General features: G+C 68.9%; 16 protein-coding genes. 9 read left to right on the top strand and 7 right to left on the bottom strand.

Annotation, left to right across the window (positions count from 1 at the left end):
• Window positions 1-14: 14 nt before the first annotated feature.
• Window positions 15-830, bottom strand: a complete 816-nt coding sequence (locus tag FHR19_RS14850) for an ABC transporter permease (RefSeq protein WP_246359538.1) — start codon at window positions 828-830, stop codon at window positions 15-17.
• A 106-nt stretch (window positions 831-936) separates the two neighbouring features.
• Between FHR19_RS14850 and FHR19_RS14845 the strand changes: the two genes are divergently transcribed.
• The 4 genes from FHR19_RS14845 (at window position 937) to fdxA (ending at window position 4,928) form a co-directional block, all read left to right on the top strand.
• Window positions 937-1,653, top strand: coding sequence for a GcrA family cell cycle regulator (locus tag FHR19_RS14845; RefSeq protein WP_184029924.1), 717 nt, complete (start codon window positions 937-939; stop codon window positions 1,651-1,653).
• Between the two features lie 76 nt (window positions 1,654-1,729).
• A complete protein-coding gene (locus FHR19_RS14840) occupies window positions 1,730-4,255 on the top strand; it encodes a helicase-related protein (protein ID WP_184029922.1) in 2,526 nt (841 codons plus the stop codon).
• Window positions 4,218-4,550: an RNA-binding S4 domain-containing protein gene (locus tag FHR19_RS14835; RefSeq protein WP_246359537.1), complete on the top strand. Its 333-nt coding sequence runs from the start codon at window positions 4,218-4,220 to the stop codon at window positions 4,548-4,550. Before FHR19_RS14840 ends, FHR19_RS14835 begins: the two co-directional genes overlap by 38 nt.
• 36 nt (window positions 4,551-4,586) lie before the next feature.
• The gene (gene fdxA, locus FHR19_RS14830) at window positions 4,587-4,928 is read left to right on the top strand and encodes a ferredoxin FdxA (protein WP_184029916.1); all 342 of its coding nucleotides are present in this window, start codon (window positions 4,587-4,589) and stop codon (window positions 4,926-4,928) included.
• Between the two features lie 79 nt (window positions 4,929-5,007).
• Here fdxA and alaS read toward each other — a convergent pair whose 3' ends face one another.
• A complete protein-coding gene (alaS, locus tag FHR19_RS14825) occupies window positions 5,008-7,653 on the bottom strand; it encodes an alanine--tRNA ligase (protein WP_184029914.1) in 2,646 nt (881 codons plus the stop codon).
• 31 nt (window positions 7,654-7,684) lie between these two features.
• The gene (locus FHR19_RS14820) at window positions 7,685-8,131 is read right to left on the bottom strand and encodes a phytanoyl-CoA dioxygenase family protein (protein WP_343053287.1); all 447 of its coding nucleotides are present in this window, start codon (window positions 8,129-8,131) and stop codon (window positions 7,685-7,687) included.
• Between the two features lie 310 nt (window positions 8,132-8,441).
• Here FHR19_RS14820 and FHR19_RS14815 point away from each other — a divergent pair, with 310 nt between their 5' ends.
• Window positions 8,442-9,773, top strand: a complete 1,332-nt coding sequence (locus tag FHR19_RS14815) for a cation:dicarboxylate symporter family transporter (RefSeq protein ID WP_184029909.1) — start codon at window positions 8,442-8,444, stop codon at window positions 9,771-9,773.
• Window positions 9,774-9,810: 37 nt separating this feature from the next.
• Here FHR19_RS14815 and FHR19_RS14810 read toward each other — a convergent pair whose 3' ends face one another.
• Entirely contained in the window at window positions 9,811-12,312 is a 2,502-nt protein-coding gene (locus tag FHR19_RS14810; protein WP_184029906.1) for a TonB-dependent receptor, read from the bottom strand.
• A gap of 226 nt (window positions 12,313-12,538) precedes the next feature.
• On the opposite strand from FHR19_RS14810, the gene FHR19_RS14805 reads away from it, so the two are divergent.
• Entirely contained in the window at window positions 12,539-13,003 is a 465-nt protein-coding gene (locus FHR19_RS14805) for an Hsp20 family protein (RefSeq protein ID WP_184029902.1), read from the top strand.
• A gap of 103 nt (window positions 13,004-13,106) precedes the next feature.
• On the opposite strand, the gene pyrG is transcribed toward FHR19_RS14805, so the two are convergent.
• Both pyrG and secG read right to left on the bottom strand, forming a co-directional pair.
• Window positions 13,107-14,741, bottom strand: coding sequence for a CTP synthase (pyrG, locus tag FHR19_RS14800; RefSeq protein WP_184029899.1), 1,635 nt, complete (start codon window positions 14,739-14,741; stop codon window positions 13,107-13,109).
• Window positions 14,742-14,839: 98 nt separating this feature from the next.
• Entirely contained in the window at window positions 14,840-15,241 is a 402-nt protein-coding gene (gene secG, locus FHR19_RS14795; RefSeq protein ID WP_425505973.1) for a preprotein translocase subunit SecG, read from the bottom strand.
• Window positions 15,242-15,515: 274 nt separating this feature from the next.
• Between secG and FHR19_RS14790 the strand changes: the two genes are divergently transcribed.
• The 3 genes from FHR19_RS14790 to argC are packed head-to-tail and all read left to right on the top strand — an operon-like array spanning window position 15,516 to window position 17,597.
• On the top strand, window positions 15,516-15,842 hold the full coding sequence (locus FHR19_RS14790; RefSeq protein WP_184030202.1) for a MarR family transcriptional regulator: 327 nt from the start codon (window positions 15,516-15,518) through the stop codon (window positions 15,840-15,842).
• Window positions 15,772-16,668, top strand: a complete 897-nt coding sequence (locus tag FHR19_RS14785) for an NlpC/P60 family protein (RefSeq protein WP_184029897.1) — start codon at window positions 15,772-15,774, stop codon at window positions 16,666-16,668. Before FHR19_RS14790 ends, FHR19_RS14785 begins: the two co-directional genes overlap by 71 nt.
• The gene (gene argC, locus FHR19_RS14780; RefSeq protein ID WP_184030200.1) at window positions 16,665-17,597 is read left to right on the top strand and encodes an N-acetyl-gamma-glutamyl-phosphate reductase; all 933 of its coding nucleotides are present in this window, start codon (window positions 16,665-16,667) and stop codon (window positions 17,595-17,597) included. Before FHR19_RS14785 ends, argC begins: the two co-directional genes overlap by 4 nt.
• A gap of 118 nt (window positions 17,598-17,715) precedes the next feature.
• Here argC and FHR19_RS14775 read toward each other — a convergent pair whose 3' ends face one another.
• On the bottom strand, window positions 17,716-19,623 hold the full coding sequence (locus FHR19_RS14775) for an EAL domain-containing protein (protein WP_343053285.1): 1,908 nt from the start codon (window positions 19,621-19,623) through the stop codon (window positions 17,716-17,718).
• Window positions 19,624-19,631: the final 8 nt, after the last annotated feature.

The following is a 19,631-nucleotide window of genomic DNA, read 5'->3' as shown; positions in this document are numbered from 1 at the left end:
GGGGTGGTGGGGGGTCAACTCTTGATCCGCCACCCGCGGCGCAGCAGCACGTAACAGGCCACCGCCAGCGCCACATCGACTGCCAACAGCACCACGCCGCCGACGACGATGTTCGAATCCGCGCGCTCGAGGAAGCCGTATCGGAAGCCCGAAATGATGTAGAAAAACGGGTTGGCGTGGCTGATCGCGCGGAAGGTGGGGCTCAGCGCCTCGACCGAGTAGAAGGTGCCCGACAGGAGCGACAGCGGCGCGATCACGAAATTGGTGACGGCGGCGGCGTGGTCGAACTTCTCCGCCCACATCGACGTCATGACGCCAGCGAGCGCCAGCATCGCCGCCCCGAACAGCCCGAACCACAGGATCGACAGCGGATGGCGCGGCCAGACGTCGACGCCCCAGATCGCCATCGCCAGCCACACCGCCCCGCCGACCAGCACGGCGCGCGTCACCGACGCCCCGACCAGCGCCGCCAGCAGCTCGCCGGTGGACAAGGGAGGCATCAGGTAATCGACAATTGTGCCCTGGATCTTGCCGACGAGTAGCGAGAAGCTGGCGTTGGCAAAACTGTTCTGAAGCATCCCCATCACGATAAGCCCCGGCGCGATGAAGCTGGCGAACGGCATCCCCATCACCGTCCGCCCCGATCCGCCGAGCGCCACGGTAAAGATGACGAGATAGAGGAGCGTCGTCACCGCCGGCGCCCAGATCGTCTGGAGCTGCACCTTGAAGAACCGGCGCACCTCCTTCACATAGAGCGCCTTCAAGCCCCCCCAGTTGACGCTCCGAATCACCGGCGCGCCGGGCGGGGGCAGCATGTCGTCGGTGGGCATGGGCTGAACAGCCCGGGGTTCGCTGGCCATGGTAGCGGCGACTAGTCGCTGGCGCCGGGGCCTGCAAGGCGACATGCGGACGATCTGTATTGGAAAGACGACGCACATGAGTTGGACCGAGGAACGCATTGGTACGCTGACCCGGATGTGGGAATCGGGCATGACCGCGAGCCAGATCGCCGAGGAGCTCGGCGGGATCAGCCGCAATGCCGTGATCGGCAAGGCGCACCGCCTGGGCCTGAAGCCGCGCCCGTCGCCAGTCAAGGCGAACGCCGCCGCTACTGCCGAACCCGCGGTCGAAAAGCCCGCGCCGGTCGCCGAAGCGCCCAAGGCCGCGACGCCCGCGCCCAAGCCGCAGCCGCCCGTCGCCGCGCCGCCCCCGCCGCCCGCGCCGGTCGAGACTGCTGACGAGGACGAGGAAGAGGACGTGTTCGGCGAAGGGCCAGCCATCCCCTCGACCACCCCCACCGCCCCGGTGCCGCGCCAGCCCGAACTTCGCTCGGTCGGCCCGGGCGGCTTCGTGCGCCAGAATCCGGGCGAGCAGGCACCGCCCAGCACGCCGGCCCCGCCCCGCCGCCTCGTCCCCGCGCGGCCGTCGGAGGCGATTGCGGGCAAGACCAGCCTGCTCGACCTCAACGATCGCGTCTGCAAGTGGCCGATCGGCCATCCGGGCGAGCCGGACTTCCACTTCTGCGGCGACAAGGTGAACCCGGGCTTCCCCTATTGCGTCGATCATTGCGGCCATGCCTATCAGGCGCAGCTGCCCCGCCGCGATCGGCGCCCGCCGCCGCCGCTTCCCTATGGCGGCCCGCGCGTTCGTTGAGGCTGCGTCCGGTAAGCTGATCGGCTTGATCTAGGCACTTGCGCATGGTGCCGCGGCGTCCGATGTTCGGGGCACCATGACGCAGTTCGCGCGTAGCCCGGTCACGGCAGTGCTGGGACCGACCAACACGGGCAAGACCCATCTCGCGGTCGAGCGAATGATGGGCCACGCCAGCGGCATCATGGGCTTCCCGCTCCGCCTGCTCGCGCGCGAGGTCTATGACCGCGTGGTGAAGGTGAAGGGCGAGCATCAGGTCGCACTCGTCACCGGCGAGGAGCGGATCGTCCCGCCGCAGGCCAATTGGTTCCTCTGCACCGTCGAATCGATGCCGCTCTTGAGCGGCAACGCTGCCAAGGCGACGGGGATCGAGCGCGAGGCGGCGTTCGTCGGGATCGATGAGGCGCAATTGGGCGCCGATCCCGAGCGCGGGTATGTCTTCACCGACCGGCTGCTCCATGCGCGCGGCTATGCCGAGACCATGATCCTCGGCTCCAATTCGCTCCGGCCGATGCTGAAGGCGCTGGTGCCCGATGCCGAGATCATCGGTCGCCCGCGTTTCTCGACGCTCACCTACGCCGGCGCGCGCAAGCTGTCCCGGTTGCCCAAACGGTCGGCGATCGTCGCCTTCTCCGCCGAGGAGGTCTACGCCGTGGCCGAGGCGATCCGCCGGCTGCGCGGCGGCGCGGCGGTAGTGATGGGTGCGCTGTCCCCCCGCACGCGCAACGCACAGGTCGCGATGTTCCAGGCGGGCGAGGTCGATTACCTCGTCGCGACCGATGCGATCGGCATGGGCCTCAACATGGACGTGGCGCACGTCGCGTTCGCGGGGCTGCACAAGTTCGACGGCCACCGCCGCCGCCGGCTGACGGTGGCCGAGATGGCGCAGATCGCCGGCCGCGCGGGACGGCACCAGCGCGACGGCACGTTCGGCGCGCTGGTCGACGACGGGCCCGGGGCCTTCGCGCCCGAGGAAGTGCTGGCGATCGAGGAGCATCAGGTCCCGCCGCTCAGCCACCTTTATTGGCGCGAGGGGTCGCCCGATTTCGCCTCGCTCGACGCGCTGATCGACAGCCTCGAGCGCAAGCCGCGCGACGAGGTGCTGCGTGCAGCCCCACAGGCCGTCGATCTCGCGGTGCTGAAGAAACTGGCCGAGGAGGATTGGGTGCGCGCGCGGGCGCGGCATCCGGTGATCCTGCGGCGGTTGTGGGCGGCGTGCGGCCTCCCCGATTTCCGCAAGCTCGGCGTCGATCCGCACGCCCGCTTCGTCGGTCGCGTGTTCCAGCATCTGTCCGAGGGGCGCGGGCACCTGCCCCACCAGTGGTTCGCCGACGAGATCGCGCGGCTCGACCGGCTGGACGGCGATGTCGAGACGCTGGCGGGTCGCATCGCCGCCGCGCGAAGCTGGGCGTATATCGCGCATCGCAGCGACTGGCTGGAGGACCCCGCCCACTGGGCGGGCCGGACGCGCGAGCTGGAGGAGCGGCTGTCCGACGCGCTTCACGCCAGCCTGACGCAGCGGTTCGTCGACAAGCGCACCACCGCACTCCTCCGTCAGATCGGCGCGGGTGCCGGCCACCTGCCCGTCGTCGTGGGGCCAGAGGGCGAGGTGACGGTCGAGGAGCACGAACTCGGCCGCATCGACGGCTTCCGCTTCCGCGTCGCGCCGGAGGCGAAGGCGGCGGACAAGCGGCTGCTCCTGTCGACGGCCGAAAAGCATCTGTCGGGCGAGTTTGCCAAGCGCGGCGGCGCACTGATCGACGCGCCGGACGAGGCGCTGTCGCTCGGCGCGGATGCGCCGGTGGTCGTCTGGCAGAGCCACGTCGTAGCAAGGCTGGAATCGGGTCCAGTGCTCACCCGGCCACAGGTCGTGCTCGACCGCGCGCTCGACTGTCTCGACCGGACGCTGCGCGATAAGGCGCGCGCGCGGATTGCGGCGTGGGTCGAGGGACAGGTGCGGCGACACGTCCCCGCGCTTGTCATCCTCGACGGGGCGGTGCGCGATCCCGAGGCACCCGGCGTCCTGCGCGCGTTCATCGCGGCGCTCGCCGATGCTGGCGGGATCGCGCCGCGCGAGTCGCTGTCGACCTCGCTCGATCATCTGGAGCCGGGGCCGCGTCGCTGGCTGCGGCGGGCGGGGATCGTGATCGGCACGCTCGACGTGTTTGATCCGCGCCTGCTCAAACCCGAGCCGACGCGCTGGCGCCGGGCGCTCGCTGCCGCGCGCGGTGCGCTGCCGCCGGGCGATCCGCCGCCGGTCGGCGCCACCGTCCTCGCCCACCCCGCCCCCGGCTTTCGCCGGATCGGCGGGCAGTTCGTCCGCGTCGATCTGGTCGAGCGGATCGCGCGGGCGGCGCACGATGCGCGGGAGGGGCGCAAGCCCTTCGTGCCCGACCCCGCGCTCGCCACCTCGATCGGGCTCGCCCCCGCCACCTTTGCGCGGCTGATGGCGATGATAGGCTTCCAGCACAACGCGCGCGATGGCGAGGCGCCCGCCTGGACCTGGCGCGGGCGGCCGCGGCGGCGCGAGGCGACGGCACCGGCCAAGCCGCGCCCGGGCAATGCCTTTGCCGCGCTTGCCGGACTGGACCTGCGCGGTGGGTGACGGCCAGCGCCTCGACCTGTTCCTGTGGTACACACGCTTCGCCAAGACGCGGAGCGCGGCGCAGGCGATTGCGGAGGCGGGGACACTGCGCCTCGACGGGCGGCGGATCGACCGGGCACATGCGTGCGTGCGCGTCGGCTCGGTCCTCGCCTTCCCCTGTCACGGCGTCATTCGGGTCATCCGCGTCGAGTCGCTCCCCGGCCGCCGAGGCCCCGCGCCCGAGGCACAGGCCTGTTACGCCGACCTGGACCTTCGCCATGCCAAGGGCGTTGACGCACCCGGCGCCGCCGCATAGCAGGGGCCGCGATTTCCGACTGGAGCTGACCCGACAATGACCTATGTCGTCACCGACGCCTGCATCCGCTGCAAGTACATGGATTGCGTCGAAGTCTGTCCGGTCGACTGCTTTTACGAGGGCGAGAACATGCTCGTCATCAACCCCAGCGAATGCATCGACTGCGGCGTGTGCGAGCCCGAATGCCCGGCCGAGGCGATCCTGCCCGATACCGAGAACGGCCTCGAAAAGTGGCTGGAGCTCAACAACACCTTCTCCGCCCAGTGGCCCAACGTCACTCGCAACGCGCAGCAGACGCCGCCGGACGCCGACGAGTTCAAGGGCGTCGAGGGCAAGTTCGAGAAGTATTTCTCGCCGGAGCCCGGCGCAGGCGATTGAGTCGGTCTGCCTTACGCGAAAAGGGGCGCAGCGTTCGACCGCTGCGCCCCTCTTGTTTTCGGCTATCTGCGTGAGCGGCTCAGCCCGATAGCGCCGAACGCACCGCGTCGATCGCCGCATCACCGGCAGCGCCATCCGGCCCGCCGCCCTGCGCCATATCCGGCCGCCCGCCGCCACCCTGCCCGCCCAGCGCCGCGACCGCCAGCTTGACCAGATCGACGGCGCTCTTCGCGTCCTTCAGGTCGTCGGTCACGCCGACCGCGACCGAGGCACGGCCGTCATTGACCGCCACCAGCGCGACGACGCCCGAACCGATGCGCGCCTTTTCCTCGTCGACCGCACCGCGCAGTGCCTTGGCCTCCAAGCCGTCCAGCACGCGACCGACGAAATTGACGCCGCCGACCTGCTCCGGCCCGGCGACCGCCGCACCGCCACCGCCCAGCGCCAGCGCCTTCTTCGAATCAGCCAATTCGCGCTCCAACCGGCGGCGCTCCTCGACCAGCGCCGCGACACGCGCGGGCACTTCGTCGGGTGAAGCCTTGAGAACCGCCGCCGCCTCGCGCAGCTTCTCGTCGCGGCCGGCGAGATAGGCGCGCGCCGCCTCGCCGGTCAGCGCCTCGACCCGGCGCACGCCCGAGCTGACCGCGCTTTCGCCGACGACCTTGAACAGGCCGATATCGCCCAGCGCGCGGACATGCGTGCCGCCGCACAGCTCGAGCGAATAGGTCGAGCCGTCGCCATTGGTGCCCATCGACACGACGCGCACCTCGTCGCCGTATTTCTCGCCGAACAGCGCCATCGCCCCTTCGGCGATCGCGTCCTCGGGCGTCATCAGCCGCGTCGAGACCACGCCATTGCCGCGGATCTGCGCGTTCACATCGGCCTCGACCGCCGCCATCTGCTCAGGGGTCACCGCAGTCGGCTGCGAGAAGTCGAAGCGCAGGCGCTCCGACGCGACGAGGCTGCCCTTCTGCGCGACATGGGTGCCGAGATGCTCGCGGAGCGCCTCGTGCAACAGGTGCGTTGCCGAGTGGTTGGCGCGGATCGCGGCGCGGCGGGCGTGGTCGACGGTCAGGTGGACGGCATCGCCGACCTTCAGTTCGCCCGCCTCGATCACCGCCTGATGCGCGAAGATGCGGCCGAGATGCTTCTGCACGTCCTTGACGATGGCGCGCACGCCACCCTCGGTTGTCAGGCTGCCGGCATCACCAACCTGTCCGCCGCTCTCGCCGTAAAAGGGCGTCTGGTTGACGACGACCTCCACCGCCTCGCCCGCAGCGGCGCGCTCGACGCGCACGCCGTCCTTGACGATCGCGATGACCTGCCCCTCGCCCTCTTCCGCGGCATAGCCCACGAACTCGGTCGCGCCGGCTTCCTCGGCAAGGTCGTACCAGAGCTCGTCCGACGCCTTCTCGCCGGAGCCCTTCCACGCGGCGCGCGCGGCGCGCTTCTGCTCGGCCATCGCGGTGTCAAAGCCCACGCGGTCGACCGACAGGCCCTGCGCGCGCAGCGCATCCTCGGTCAGGTCGTAGGGAAAGCCATAGGTGTCGTAGAGCTTGAACGCCGTCTCACCCGCCAGTGTATCGCCCTCGCCCATGTCCGCCGTTGCCTCGTCCAGCAGCCGCAGACCGTTGGCGAGCGTGCGGCGGAAGCGGGTTTCCTCCTGCTCCAGCGTCGTCTCGATCAGCGACTGCGCGCGCGCCAGCTCGGGGAAGGCCGCGCCCATCTGCGCGACCAGCCCGCCGACGAGGCGATGCATCAACGGGTCCTTGGCGCCCAAGAGGTGCGCATGCCGCATCGCCCGGCGCATGATCCGGCGAAGGACATAGCCGCGCCCTTCATTCGCGGGCAGCACGCCGTCGGCGACGAGGAAGCCCGACGCGCGCATATGGTCGGCGATGACGCGATGGCTGGCCCGCGCCTCGCCCTCTGCCGCCGTGCCGGTCAGCGCGACGCTTTCGGCGATCAGCGCCTTGAAGGTGTCGGTGTCGTAATTGTCGTGGACGCCCTGCATCACCGCGGCGATGCGCTCCAGCCCCATGCCGGTGTCGATCGACGGGCGCGGCAGGTCGCCGACGATCTGGTCGGCTTCCTGCAGATGCTGCATGAAGACGAGGTTCCAGATCTCGACGAAGCGGTCACCGTCCTCCTCCGGCGATCCCGGCGGGCCGCCCCAGATATGGTCGCCGTGATCGTAGAAGATTTCAGAGCATGGCCCGCACGGCCCGTCCGCACCCATCGCCCAGAAATTGTCCTTCGTCGCGATGCGGATGATCCGCTCTTCGGGCAGGCCGGCGATCTTGCGCCACAGGTCGAATGCGTGGTCGTCGGTGTGATAGACCGTCGCGGTCAGCTTGTCCGCCGGCAGGCCCCATTCGCGCGTCAGCAGCGTCCACGCATGCGTGATCGCCTGCTCCTTGAAATAATCCCCGAACGAAAAATTGCCGAGCATCTCGAAGAAGGTGTGGTGCCGCGCGGTATAGCCCACATTGTCGAGGTCGTTGTGCTTGCCGCCCGCGCGCACGCACTTCTGCGAAGACGTCGCGGTCGTGTAAGGCCGGCTTTCGAGGCCGGTGAACACGTTCTTGAATGGCACCATGCCCGCGTTCACGAACATCAGCGTCGGATCGTTCTGCGGGATCAGCGGCGCCGATGGCACCTTCGCATGGCCCTGGCCCGCGAAATAGTCGAGGAACGAGCGGCGGATGTCGTTGGTCGAGGTCATGCACGCCGCTTATGCGAGGCCGCGTCCGGGCTCAAGCACTCCATTCGAGCCCGCCCGGCAGGTCGAACGCGGCAAGGTCGATCTGCACGACCCGGCGGCGGCGGCCGGCCTCGGCGCGGGCGGACGCATGAAGGATCGGCGTCGAATCGAACCAGACGTCGCCGGCATCGGCGTGACACGTCTCAACGCCATGCCGATCAACCACGGCTTGGATATCGGCCTCGGCGATCCGGCCGAAACGGTTCGAGCCGGGCGCGATCAGTAGCGCGCCGTTCCGCTCGTCCATATGGTCCAGATGCAGTCGTGCGGTCAGCATCTTCGCGTGAAGCGCGGCCGGCGGTGCGACATGGACGATCCCACGCTTCACGGTCCACGGCGCGAAGCCGTCCACTTCCTGCCGCGAGAGCTCCGCAATCGTCCGATCCTGATGCCAGCCGAGCGCCCAGTTCGCATCCGGCCGCTTGTCGAGCAGCAGCACGCGCGCGACGCGACCCGATTCGCTGAGCCAATCGGCGGCGTAGCGTCGCGCCTTCTCGATACCGGGCTCACCCGCGCCGCCCCGACCTCGATCCGGCCGCCGGGCGCACCGGGCGCCAGCTACTCGAACCGATCCGCCAGCACACGCTGCGCGGCGACGGAAAGCAGGCCCCGGACAGGCCATGCACCGCGGTCGATAAGGTCGCGGGGCAGCGAGCGGACGGTCCCGACGGTCATCCGCCGATGCTCGCCGACTTGACCCACGCTCCGCAATCCCCTTGGTTGCAGGCCGAACCAACCGGAGTGACTGCGTGGCCAAGCGCCTGACCCTTTTTATCCTGATCGGCCTGGTGCTGGGCATCGTCGTCGGCCTTGCGCTCAACCTGTCGCTGGCCGACGGCGGCGGCGCGGGGGATGCGCGGCTGAAGGAGATCGCCGGCTATTTCGCGATCGTGACGAGCCTGTTCCTGCGGCTCATCAAGATGATCATCGCGCCGCTCGTCTTCTCGACGCTGGTCGCGGGCATCGCGCATATGGGCGACACCTCGGCGCTCGGCCGCGTTGGGGGCCGTGCGATCGGCTGGTTCTTGTGCGCAAGCCTCGTGTCGCTGACGCTAGGCCTCATCCTCGTCAATTTCTTCCAGCCCGGCGCCAGCGTCGGCATCCCGATCCCGCCGATCGACACCGCCTCCGGCGTCGACAAGGCGGCGTTCAACCTCAAGGATTTCGTCACCCACATCGTCCCCGCCTCGATCGTAGAGGCGATGGCGACCAACGAGATCCTCCAGATCGTCGTCGCCAGCCTGTTCATCGGCGTCGCGATGACTGCGGTCGGCGAAAAGGCTGCGCCGCTGCTGCGCGGGATCGAGGCACTGGCGCAAGTGATCCTTCAGGTCACCAACTACGTCATGCGCTTTGCCCCCCTGGCGGTGTTCGCCGCGGTGGCGGGGACGCTGGCGGAGCGGGGCGCGGGGATCATCGGCGACCTCGCCTATTTCATGGCGACCTTCTATCTTGGCATGGGATTGCTCTGGGCGCTGCTGATCGGCGTCGGTTTCCTGATCGTCGGTCCGCGCATGGCGGAGCTCGTCCGCTACATCCGCGATCCGCTGCTCCTCGCCTTCTCTACCGCCTCTTCGGAGGCGGCGTATCCGCGGACACTGGAGGCGCTGGACAAGTTCGGGGTGCCGCCGCGCATCGCCAGCTTCGTGCTGCCGCTCGGCTATTCGTTCAACCTCGACGGGTCGATGATCTACATGACCTTCGCGACGATGTTCATCGCGCAGGCTTACGGCATCGACCTGAGCCTCGGGCAGCAGATCACGATGCTGCTCATACTGATGGTGACGTCGAAGGGCGTGGCGGGCGTGCCGCGCGCGTCGCTGGTGGTGATTTCGGCGACGCTGGCCTTCTTCAAGATCCCCGAGGCGGGGCTGCTCCTGATCCTGGCGGTCGACCACTTCCTCGACATGGGCCGGTCGGCGACCAACGTCGTCGGCAATGCGGTGGCAAGCGCGGTGATCGCCAAGTGGGAGGGCGGCCGACTCGACACGCCCGAAGCGGCGGAGATCGTACCCGCCCGCGCGCCGAGCGGCGGGCCGCCGGCGACCGGGCCGGACAGCTTCGACAAGCTGGGCGGATGAATGACGGGGCGCCCCGCTACGGGCGCCCCTTTCACCATCAGAAGTTGAGCTTCACCGTGCCGCCGAACGTGCGCGGATCGCCCACCTGGGCCGCGATCAGCCCGGTATTGCCGCCGGTGCCCGCCAGCAGCAGGTCGATATAATCCTGATCGAAGGCGTTGCGGATCCAGCCGAACAGGTCGAACTTGCCGGTGCGGAAGCCCGCGCGGAAGTTATGGATCGAGTATCCCTCGACCTGCGTGTAGATCGACGGCGTCGGGTTCGACGACCAGTCGGAGCGATAGCTGCCGTCATAGCCGACATAGAATTGCCCGCCCTCGCCGAACAGCCGCCCTTCCTTGTTCGCCTCCGCACCCCACGAGAACGCCCATTTTGACACGCCGGGCAGGTCCTGGCCCGAGGCATCGACGAACGGCGGGCTGTTGCCTCCCGACGTGCCAGGTGCGCTGACGGTGCCCGAGAAGGTGCACGGACCCGTCGCAGGGAGCGTGGTGCCGCCCGACAGCTCCGGCGGTGGCGGCGCGTCGCAGAACTTGACGTATTCGGCATCCGTGAACGCGCCGCTGGCATAGGCATTGAAACGCGCGCTCGGCCTGACGGAGAAGTCCGCCTCAAACCCGCGGCTGCGCACCTTTTCGGCGTTGGCGAGGTAGCCGCGCACCGTGCCGAACTGGCCGTTGCTGACGTTGGCCTGGAAATCCTTGATGTCGGTCCAGAAGCCGGTGAGGTTGAACGTCGCGCGGCGGTCCCAGAACTGCGTCTTGATGCCCGCTTCGAAATGATCGACCTTTTCGGGCTTGATCGTCGCGGCCGCCAGGATCGGAGCGCCATTGGCGTCGGCGGGGACGCCGTTCAGGTTGATGCCGCCGGTCTTGAACGCGCGCGCATAAGTCGCATAGACGTTGATGTCCCGCGCCACCTCGTACCGCAGGTTGAGGTCGTAGCTCGCGTTCCACGCGCTGAACTTCGGCTCAAAGAACTGCGATGCCTGAATGCCGCGCTGCGCCGCGGTCCACGGGTCGTTGTAAGAGGGCGAGCCGGGGACGGCCGAGACCACCTGCCGCGTGCCGTTCGACGCGGTGCCCGTCACGACCGAATTATAGAGCCCGTCCTTCTTGTCGTAATTGATGCGGATACCCGGCGACACGGTGAAGCGATCGGTCACTTCCCAGTTGAGCTTGCCGAACGCCGCGACGCTGGTGTTGTCGAGGCGGATGTCGTTCAGCGCGAGGACGTTGTTCAGCACCGCCGGATTGTTCGAGAGCGCGCTGGTCGGGTTGAGCAGCCACTTGCTCGCCGCGGTCCCCGTCTCCTGAATGCCGCTCGTGCGGATCTTCTGGTGAAAGCCGAACAGGCCGAGCGTCAAGTCGAAGCCGTTGCCCTGATGGTTGTAGCGCAACTCCTGCGTGTACTGGTCCTGCTTGGTCGGGTTGTTGACCTTGGTATAGACCGGCAGGCCGGTGTAATCACGGTCGTTCGCCGGCTGCCAGTCCCAGTATCGCCAGGCGGTGATCGAGGTCAGCGTGTTCGCCCCGTCGATCTCCCACACCAGTCGGGCCGACAGGCCGCCATGCTCGTTGCGCGCGCGAAGCTGTGCGTCGACGTCGGTCAGCCGGTCATAGGGATTGGTGCTCGGCACCGCATAGCCGGGGAAATAGCTGACCAGCGCGGGATATTGGCGGTTCGCCACGCGCTGTGTCGGGCCGTAGCTGCCATAGGAGAAGGCGCAGCAGATCGGGTCTTGAAGGTTCCAGTCGCCCGACAATGTGATGTCGAGATCAGGCTTCACCTTCCAGAGGAGCGACCCGCGCACGCCGACGCTGTCCTGCGACTGGATGTATTGGCCGGTACGCGTATTGTAAAGCGTGCCGCGCCGGTCGGTCACGGTCGCGCTCAGCCGCGTGGCAAGGTTCTCAGACAGCGGGCCGGAAACCGAAACCTTGCCCTGCTTGAAGTCGAGGTTGCCGACCGAAACCTCGGCCTTGCCCTCGAAATCGAAGCTCGGCGCGCGCGTCGTGATGTTGATCGCGCCGGCGGTGGTGTTCTTGCCGTAGAGCGTGCCCTGCGGCCCGCGCAGCGTCTCGATCCGCTCCACATCGACGAAGTCCAGCGTCGCCGACGCGATCCGGTTGTAATAGACGTCGTCGATATAGATGCCGACGCCCTGCTCGAACCCGTCATTGGTGAGACCAAAGGGCGCGCCGATGCCGCGGATGTTGATGAAGGTGTTGCGCGGGTTCTGCGAATAGAATTGCAGCGTCGGGGTGAGCTGCGTCAGGCGCGAGATATTGTACGTCCCCTGCGCGTCGAGCGTCGCGCCGCTGACCACCGAGACGGCGATCGGCACCTGCTGCACATTCTCCTCGCGCCGGCGGGCGGTGACGGTAATGTCGCCGCCCTGCTGCGCCTCGGGCTCCTTGCCCTCCTCGGCCGTGGCAGACGATGCGACGGGTACCGGCACGCGCGGCGGCTCGGCGGCGGCGAAGACTTGCGGACTGGCTGCAAGCAGCAGCACCCCCTTCAGAACGGCAAGGCTCATCGATGATTCTCCCTAGAACATCGCTGAGCCTACAATTCCCATCGGGATAGTCGATAAAGAAGCAATTGGGTCCGGCGAAGTCCGGCTCTCCCCGATCGTTCCACTTGAAATCGTACCGATCTGGCCCATCTTGTTCGTGTCGCCGACGCCGTAGAACGGGTCGTCGACCACGCCGCGCCAGATGGGCGGCGCGCTTTCGTCACATTGCTTCTTTGGAGGATTTGACATGCGTCAGTTCGACTTCACCCCCTATCGCCGTTCGGCGATCGGCTTCGACCGCCTCTTCGACCTGCTCGAGACGAGTGCCCGGCAGAACCAGGGGGATAACTACCCGCCCTTCAACCTCGAGAAGATGGGCGAGGACCAGTATCGCATCACGCTTGCCGTCGCCGGGTTCAAGGCCGACGAGATCGACATCACCGCGCAGCAGAACCTGCTGCTGGTCGCCGGTCGCAAGGGCGAGCACAACGACAACCAGGGCGCCAACTTCCTGCATCTCGGCATCGCCAATCGCAGCTTCGAGCGGCGGTTCGAGCTGGCCGACTTCGTGCGGGTGGAGGCAGCGAACCTCGCTGACGGGCTGCTGACGATCGACCTCGTCCGCGAAGTGCCCGAGGCGATGAAGCCCAAGAAGATCGCCGTCGCGACCGGTGCCCCCACCGGCCCCGCGATCGAGCACAAGGCGGCGTAATCCGCCGCCCGGCTCGGGCGATCACCGATCCGCCAAGCGCCTTGCTCCCTTGGGCGCCGCGGCGAAAGGCGTCCGGACTTCGGTCCGGGCGCCTTTTGATTGTTCAGACCAACCGCGACTGCGCGACCGCCGCCGCGATGAAGCTGGCGAACAAGGGGTGCGGATCGAACGGCTTAGACTTCAGCTCCGGGTGGAACTGCACGCCGACGAACCAGGGATGATCGGGCCGCTCGACGATTTCGGGCAGCATGTCGTCGGGCGACATGCCCGAAAAGACCAGCCCGCCCTTCTCCAGCGCCTCGCGATAGCCGGTGTTGACCTCGTAGCGGTGGCGATGCCGCTCTTCGATCTCGTTGGCGCCGTAGATCGAGGCGACGACGCTGTTGCCGGCGAGCTTGGCCGGATAGGCGCCGAGCCGCATCGTGCCGCCCAGGTCGCCGCCCGCCTCACGCGTCTCGATCCCCTTGTCGCTCATCCATTCGGTGATGATACCGACGACCGGCTCGTCCGTGGGGCCGAATTCGGTCGAGGACGCATTCTCGATGCCGGCAAGGTTCCGGGCGCCTTCGATGCACGCCATCTGCATCCCGAAGCAGATGCCGAAATAGGGCACCCGCCGCTCGCGGGCGAAGCGGACGCTGGCGATCTTGCCCTCCGCCCCGCGCGAGCCGAACGCGCCGGGGACGAGAATTGCGTGGCACGGCTCGAGCGCGGCGGCGACTTCGGCCTCGTCGCCCTCGAACAGTTCGGCGTCGATCCAGCGGATGTTGACGCGAACCTTGTTGGCGATGCCGCCATGGACCAGCGCCTCGTTCAGCGACTTGTACGCGTCCTGAAGCCCGACATATTTGCCGACGACGCCGACCGTCACCTCGCCCTCGGGGTTGAACAGCCGGTCGGTGATCTCGGTCCAGCGGCCAAGACCCGGCTTCTCGCCCGGATCGATGCCGAAGGCGCGCAGCACTTCCTCGTCCAGCCCCTCTTCGTGATACTGGAGCGGAACGGCATAGATGCTCGGCGCGTCGAGCGCGGCGATCACCGCCTCTGGCCTGACGTTGCAGAATTGCGCGATCTTGCGCTTCTCGCTCTCGGGCAGCGGCTTTTCGCATCGGCAGACGAGCACGTCGGGCTGAACGCCCAGCGCCGCCAGCTCGCGCACCGAATGCTGCGTCGGCTTGGTCTTCAGCTCGCCCGCCGCGGCGATGTACGGGACCAGCGTCACATGAACGCTGATCGACTGGCCGCGGCCCAGGTCGTTGCGAAGCTGTCGGATCGCCTCGATGAACGGCAGCGATTCGATGTCGCCGACGGTGCCGCCGATCTCGCACAGGACGAAGTCGAGATCCTCGGTCTGGACCTGCGAGAAGGACTTGATCGCGTCGGTGACGTGCGGAATCACCTGCACCGTCGCGCCGAGATAATCGCCGCGCCGCTCGCGCTGGATGATCGTCTGGTAGATGCGGCCGGAGGTGACGTTGTCCGACTGACGCGCCGACACGCCGGTGAACCGCTCGTAATGGCCGAGGTCGAGGTCCGTTTCCGCCCCGTCGTCGGTGACGTAGACCTCGCCGTGCTGATAGGGGCTCATCGTCCCCGGATCGACGTTCAGATAGGGATCGAACTTGCGGATCCGCACGCGATAGCCGCGCGCCTGGAGCAGCGCCGCGAGGCTGGCTGCCATGAGACCCTTGCCGAGCGACGAGACCACGCCGCCGGTGATGAAGATGTACCGCGCCATGGGAGGAAACGCCTAACGCCGAAAGTCATGGGGACCAAGCGCGCGAATCCGCACGCTCTCGAAAAATCATGCGAGACGAGGCTCGCGAGCGGCGGGGCTCAGCGGCCCGGCGCGCTCGAATTGCCGGCGGCGGGGGCCGCCTGGTTCGCCGCGACCGCGCCGGCCGCCGCGTCGAGCGGATCGACGCCGGGAGCCGCCGCCGGGGCGGGACCGGTCGGAGCGCCGGGCGCCGCCGCGGTCGGCCGCGCCAGGCTTGTGTCGATCGCGTTGTTGCTGCGCGTCGCGGCGATCACCGCGAGCAGGATGCTCATGCCGATGAACAGGCCCGCCAGCACCGCGGTCGCGCGCGTCAGGAAATTGGCGGCGCCACGCGCCGACATCAGGCCCGAGGGGCTGCCGCTCGAGGTCAGGCCGCCGCCCTCCGACTGCTGCATCAGGATGACGGTGACGAGCAGCGCGGCGATGATCGCATGCACCACGAGAAGGAAGGAGAACAGCATCGGAGACCAGGAATCCAGTTTTGGGGCGTATCGGCGACGCCCGGCTTGCCGCGCACATAAGCCGGGCGCGCCGCGGGATCAACCACGGCCTCGCCCGGCCGGGCGGATACCCCTTTTGGGCCGCGAAACTGGATGGATGTGACATTTGCGAAACGCCGCGAAACCGCAGCGCCGCAGGGGCGTTCAGGTGCGCAGAGAGCGTCCGTGCTTGCGGAGCTGTAACGATATGGATTCGCGCGTGAATGCGATCACCCCCGCTGCACTATCCTCGTGGATGCACACGCTGGTCGATTATGTCCGCTCGGGCGAGCCCGATCTGACCAATCGTCAGATGGCGTTGCTGATGCTCGTCTATCTCGAACCCGGCCCCCATACGGTGCGCGGCCTTGCTCGCGCGCTCAACGTTTCGAAACCGGTCGTCACGCGCGCCTTGAACAGGCTGGGCGCGCTCGGCTATCTGCGTCGACAGCGCGACGATAGCGACAAGCGCAACATCTTCGTGACGCGCACACCGGAAGGGGCGGACTTTCTTGCAGAATTCGGGCATTTCCTCGGGGCAGACGACGCCTATCCCCGCCGCAACGGAATCGGCACCGCGTGAACGCCATGCCCTGACGGGCCGTTCGGTCCGGCTCGACCCGCGGGTCGATGCGGTGCGCGCGGACCTCACCGACCTGCGCCTCGCCGATCGCGTCTTCGCGCCGCATTATGCCGAGGCGCGGACCCAGACGGCGCTTGCCGCCGGCCCGGTGTTCGACGCACCCGGCGGCGTGCCGGTGTCGGAGCTCGTGCCCGGCGATACGTTCGACCTGCTGGAACTGAGCGGCGGCATGGCCTGGGGCCGGTCGCTGACCGACGGCATCGTCGGCTATGTGGCGGAAGGTCTGCTGGGCGAGGCGGTCGCCGCCACGCACATCATCTGCGCGCGAGAGGCGACGCTGGGCGAGGCGCCCGACCGCAATGCCGCGACGCTGGCCGCGCTGCCGATGGGCAGCCGCATCGCCGCGCTGGGCGAGCGCGGGGAGTTCCTACTCACCGACCATGGCTATGTCGCGGCCGATGCGGTGCGTCCGGTGGGCGAGCCCGAACGCGCCGAGGTGATCGCCGCGGCGCTGCGCATGATCGGCGCGAGCGAGCGGACCGGCGGTCGATCGGGGGCGGGCGTCGACGGCGCGGGCCTGATCTTCCTGGCGCACGATGTCGCGGGCTTCGCTGTCCCGCGCCTGCCCGACCTGATCGCCGCATCGGTCAGCGCCGGCGGCGAGGCGGCGGTCGCGGGCGAGGTCGTAGTGTTCGCCGATCAGCATCTGGCGATCATGGTCGACGCCGTCAGCGCGGTGCATGTCAAGGGCCGGGTCGGGCGCGAACGCCTGTCGACGCTGATCGAACGCCACGGTGCGCCCGTCGCATACGGCACGCTCGACTGATGCGCAGCGTCTTCATCGACGGCGGCGCGGGCACCACCGGCCTGGAAATCCGCGAGCGGCTGGCCGATCGGCCCGAGTTCCATGTGACGACGCTGGAAGGCGACGCGCGCAAGGACCCCGCCGCACGGGCAGAGGCGCTCAACGCCGCCGACTTCGTCATCCTCTGCCTGCCCGACGACGCCGCGCGTGAGGCGGTGGAGCTGATCCGCAACCCGGCCGTCCGGGTGATCGACGCGTCGAGCGCGCATCGCGTCGCCGATGGCTGGACCTACGGTTTTCCCGAGCTCGAGCCCGTGCAGGCCGCGACGATCGCCGAAGCGGCCCGCGTCAGCAATCCGGGCTGCTATCCGACCGGCTTTCTCGCGCTTGTCCGGCCGCTCGTCCGCACCGGGCTGGTGCCGCACGAATGGCCGCTCAACGTCAACGCGGTGTCGGGCTATTCGGGCGGCGGCAAGGCGATGATCGCCGAGTTCGAAAGCGGCGGGACCGAAACCGCGCACCGCGCCTATGCGCTGTCGCTCTCGCACAAGCACCTGCCCGAGATGCAGCGGCATGCGCGCATCGCCCATCCGCCGATCTTCCAGCCCGCGGTCGCGCGCACCTATCGCGGCATGCTGGTCGAGGTGCCGCTGGCGCTCCACGCCCTGCCCCGCAAGCCTTCGCTCGCCGCGATCGAGGCGGCGTGGCGGGAGGCGTATCGCGACCAGCCGCTGGTCCGCGTCGCCGCCAGCGAGGAAGCGACGAGCGTCGAGATCGAGGCGGATGCCGGGACCGACCGCATGACGCTGCGCGCGTTCGGGAATGCGGCGAGCGGCCAGGCACGGCTGATCGCCACGCTCGACAATCTAGGCAAGGGCGCGGGCGGCGCGGCGGTACAGAACCTCAATCTGATGGCGGGGCTGGACCCGGCGGCGGGGCTGCGGGTCTGAAAACTGGCCGTACCCCGGCGAAGCCCGGGGTCCAGTTGGGACGGCTTTGCGGAATTACGGACCAGCGGGCGACACCGTAACTGGACGCCGGCCTTCACCGGGGTACGGCTCGTGGGTTTTAGCCCACCAATCCCTCCAGCGCCTCCAGCGTCAGCGGCGGGGCGCATAGGAACCCCTGGAAATACTGGCACCCTTCCGCCGCCAGCAATTCGAGCTGCGTCTCGGTCTCCACGCCCTCCGCCACCACCGACAGGCCGAGCGAGCGGGCCATGTCGATGACGCCGCGCACGACGATGCGGTCGCGCGCGGTGCCACCGATATCCTGCGCCAGCGCCTTGTCGATCTTCAGATAGTCGAGCGGCAGCGCCTTCAGATAGGCGAGGCTCGAATAGCCGGTGCCGAAATCGTCGATCGCGACGCGAAGCCCCGCGCGGCGCAGCTCGGCGAGCAGCCGCGCCGCTTCACCCAGTTCCGCCATCAGCCCGCTTTCGGTGATCTCGACGGTCAACCGCCCGCGCGGGAAGCCGCTCGAATCCACGCGGTCGAGCAGCCGGTCGGCAAAGCCCGCGCGGGCCACGTCCCCCGCGGTCACGTTGATCGACACTCGCAGCGTTTTGAGCCTGGCGGGCCATTTCGCCGCGCGCCGGAGCGCCAGTGCCTGAACATGATCGGACAATGCCGTCGACAGGCCCGCGCGGTCGGCGGCGGCGAACAACGGCTCCGCGCCGAGCTCGCCGAGCTGCGGATGCCGCCACCGCGCCAGCGCCTCGACCCCCACGATCGCGCCGCTGGCGATCGCCACCTGCGGCTGCCACAGGATATCGACCTGGCCCGCGTCCATCGCGTCGCGAAGCTGTACCGCGAGCGTATCGATCGACACCGACTGCGCCTCGTCCCCCTCGCTCAACCGGCGGAGCAGCGCCGCCGCATCGTCGCCCGGACGGCTCGCCACGGTGCGCAGCGTGGCACCGAGCGGCATCAGTTCGCCCTCGACCACGAACGGCCGCGCCAGCGCCGCCTCGATCGCGGCCGCCGCCTCTTCCAGCCGCCGACGCGACAGCACCGCGAACTCGGCCCCGTCGAGCCGTGCGACCGGCGGCCGGGCTCCGCCGAGCGGCCCCAGCGCATCGTCGATCCGCCGCGCCGCCGACTGGATCAGCCGGTCCCCCGCCCCGCGCCCATAGGCGAGGTTGACGATATCCAGCCGCGCCAGCGACACGGCCAGCAGGTGGACCTCTCCTTCCGCCAGTGCATGTTCGATCCAGCGGCGCGCACCCGCCGCATCGCGGACGCGCGGCATCGCCTCGCGCAGCAGCACGGCGACGTCGGGCGGGGCGCCGAGCGGCTCGACGAGCGCGAGCAGGCGGCCTGTGCGCGGGTCGCGCTGCAGATGCTGGACGACGCGGCCCAGCGGCTCGATCGTCTGGACGAGCGCAGTCGCACCCTCGATTCCGCGCAGGGCCGCGCGAAGGTCGCCCCGCGCGTCTCGCGTCAGCAGCCGCATCGCGGCGCGCAGCGTCAGCGAATCGGCCTGGTCGGACAGCCGCGCCAGCAGCGGTGAGAGCTGGACGCGCCGCCGCTCGGGATCCCAGCGCCAGCCGATCAGGTCGCGGGCGACGCCGCCGCCGCGCGGTTCGGCCCCGCGCGCGGCGAAGCGGAGCGCGTGGAGCAGTTCCTCCTCGCCGAACGGGCTCGCGAGGAAATGCGTCGCGCCGGCATCATAGAGGGCGCCGAGCCGCGACAGGTCGGTCTTCGACACGCACACCATCATCGCCGCCGGCCGCTCGATCGCCTCGCCCAGCGCGCGGGCGGCGATCAGGCCGTCCTCGAACGCGCCGCGCGCGTCGATCAGCGCGATCGAGGCGCCCGATGCGCGAAAGCGCCGCTCCACCGCCTCGCCCCGCCGGGCGGCGACCGCCAGCCACCCGCCCCGCGCCACCAGGCTGGCGAGTTCATCTCTCTGGCGGAACGAAAGCACGAACAATGGCGGCTGGCCGCGCGGTGCAATCTCGGCGTCGCTGGTCACCCGCTCCC

The organism is Sphingomonas yantingensis (assembly GCF_014199325.1).
Lineage (GTDB): Bacteria > Pseudomonadota > Alphaproteobacteria > Sphingomonadales > Sphingomonadaceae > Sphingomonas > Sphingomonas yantingensis.
Note: the sequence above shows the minus strand (reverse complement) of the source record. Positions and strands in the feature narration are given on the sequence as shown.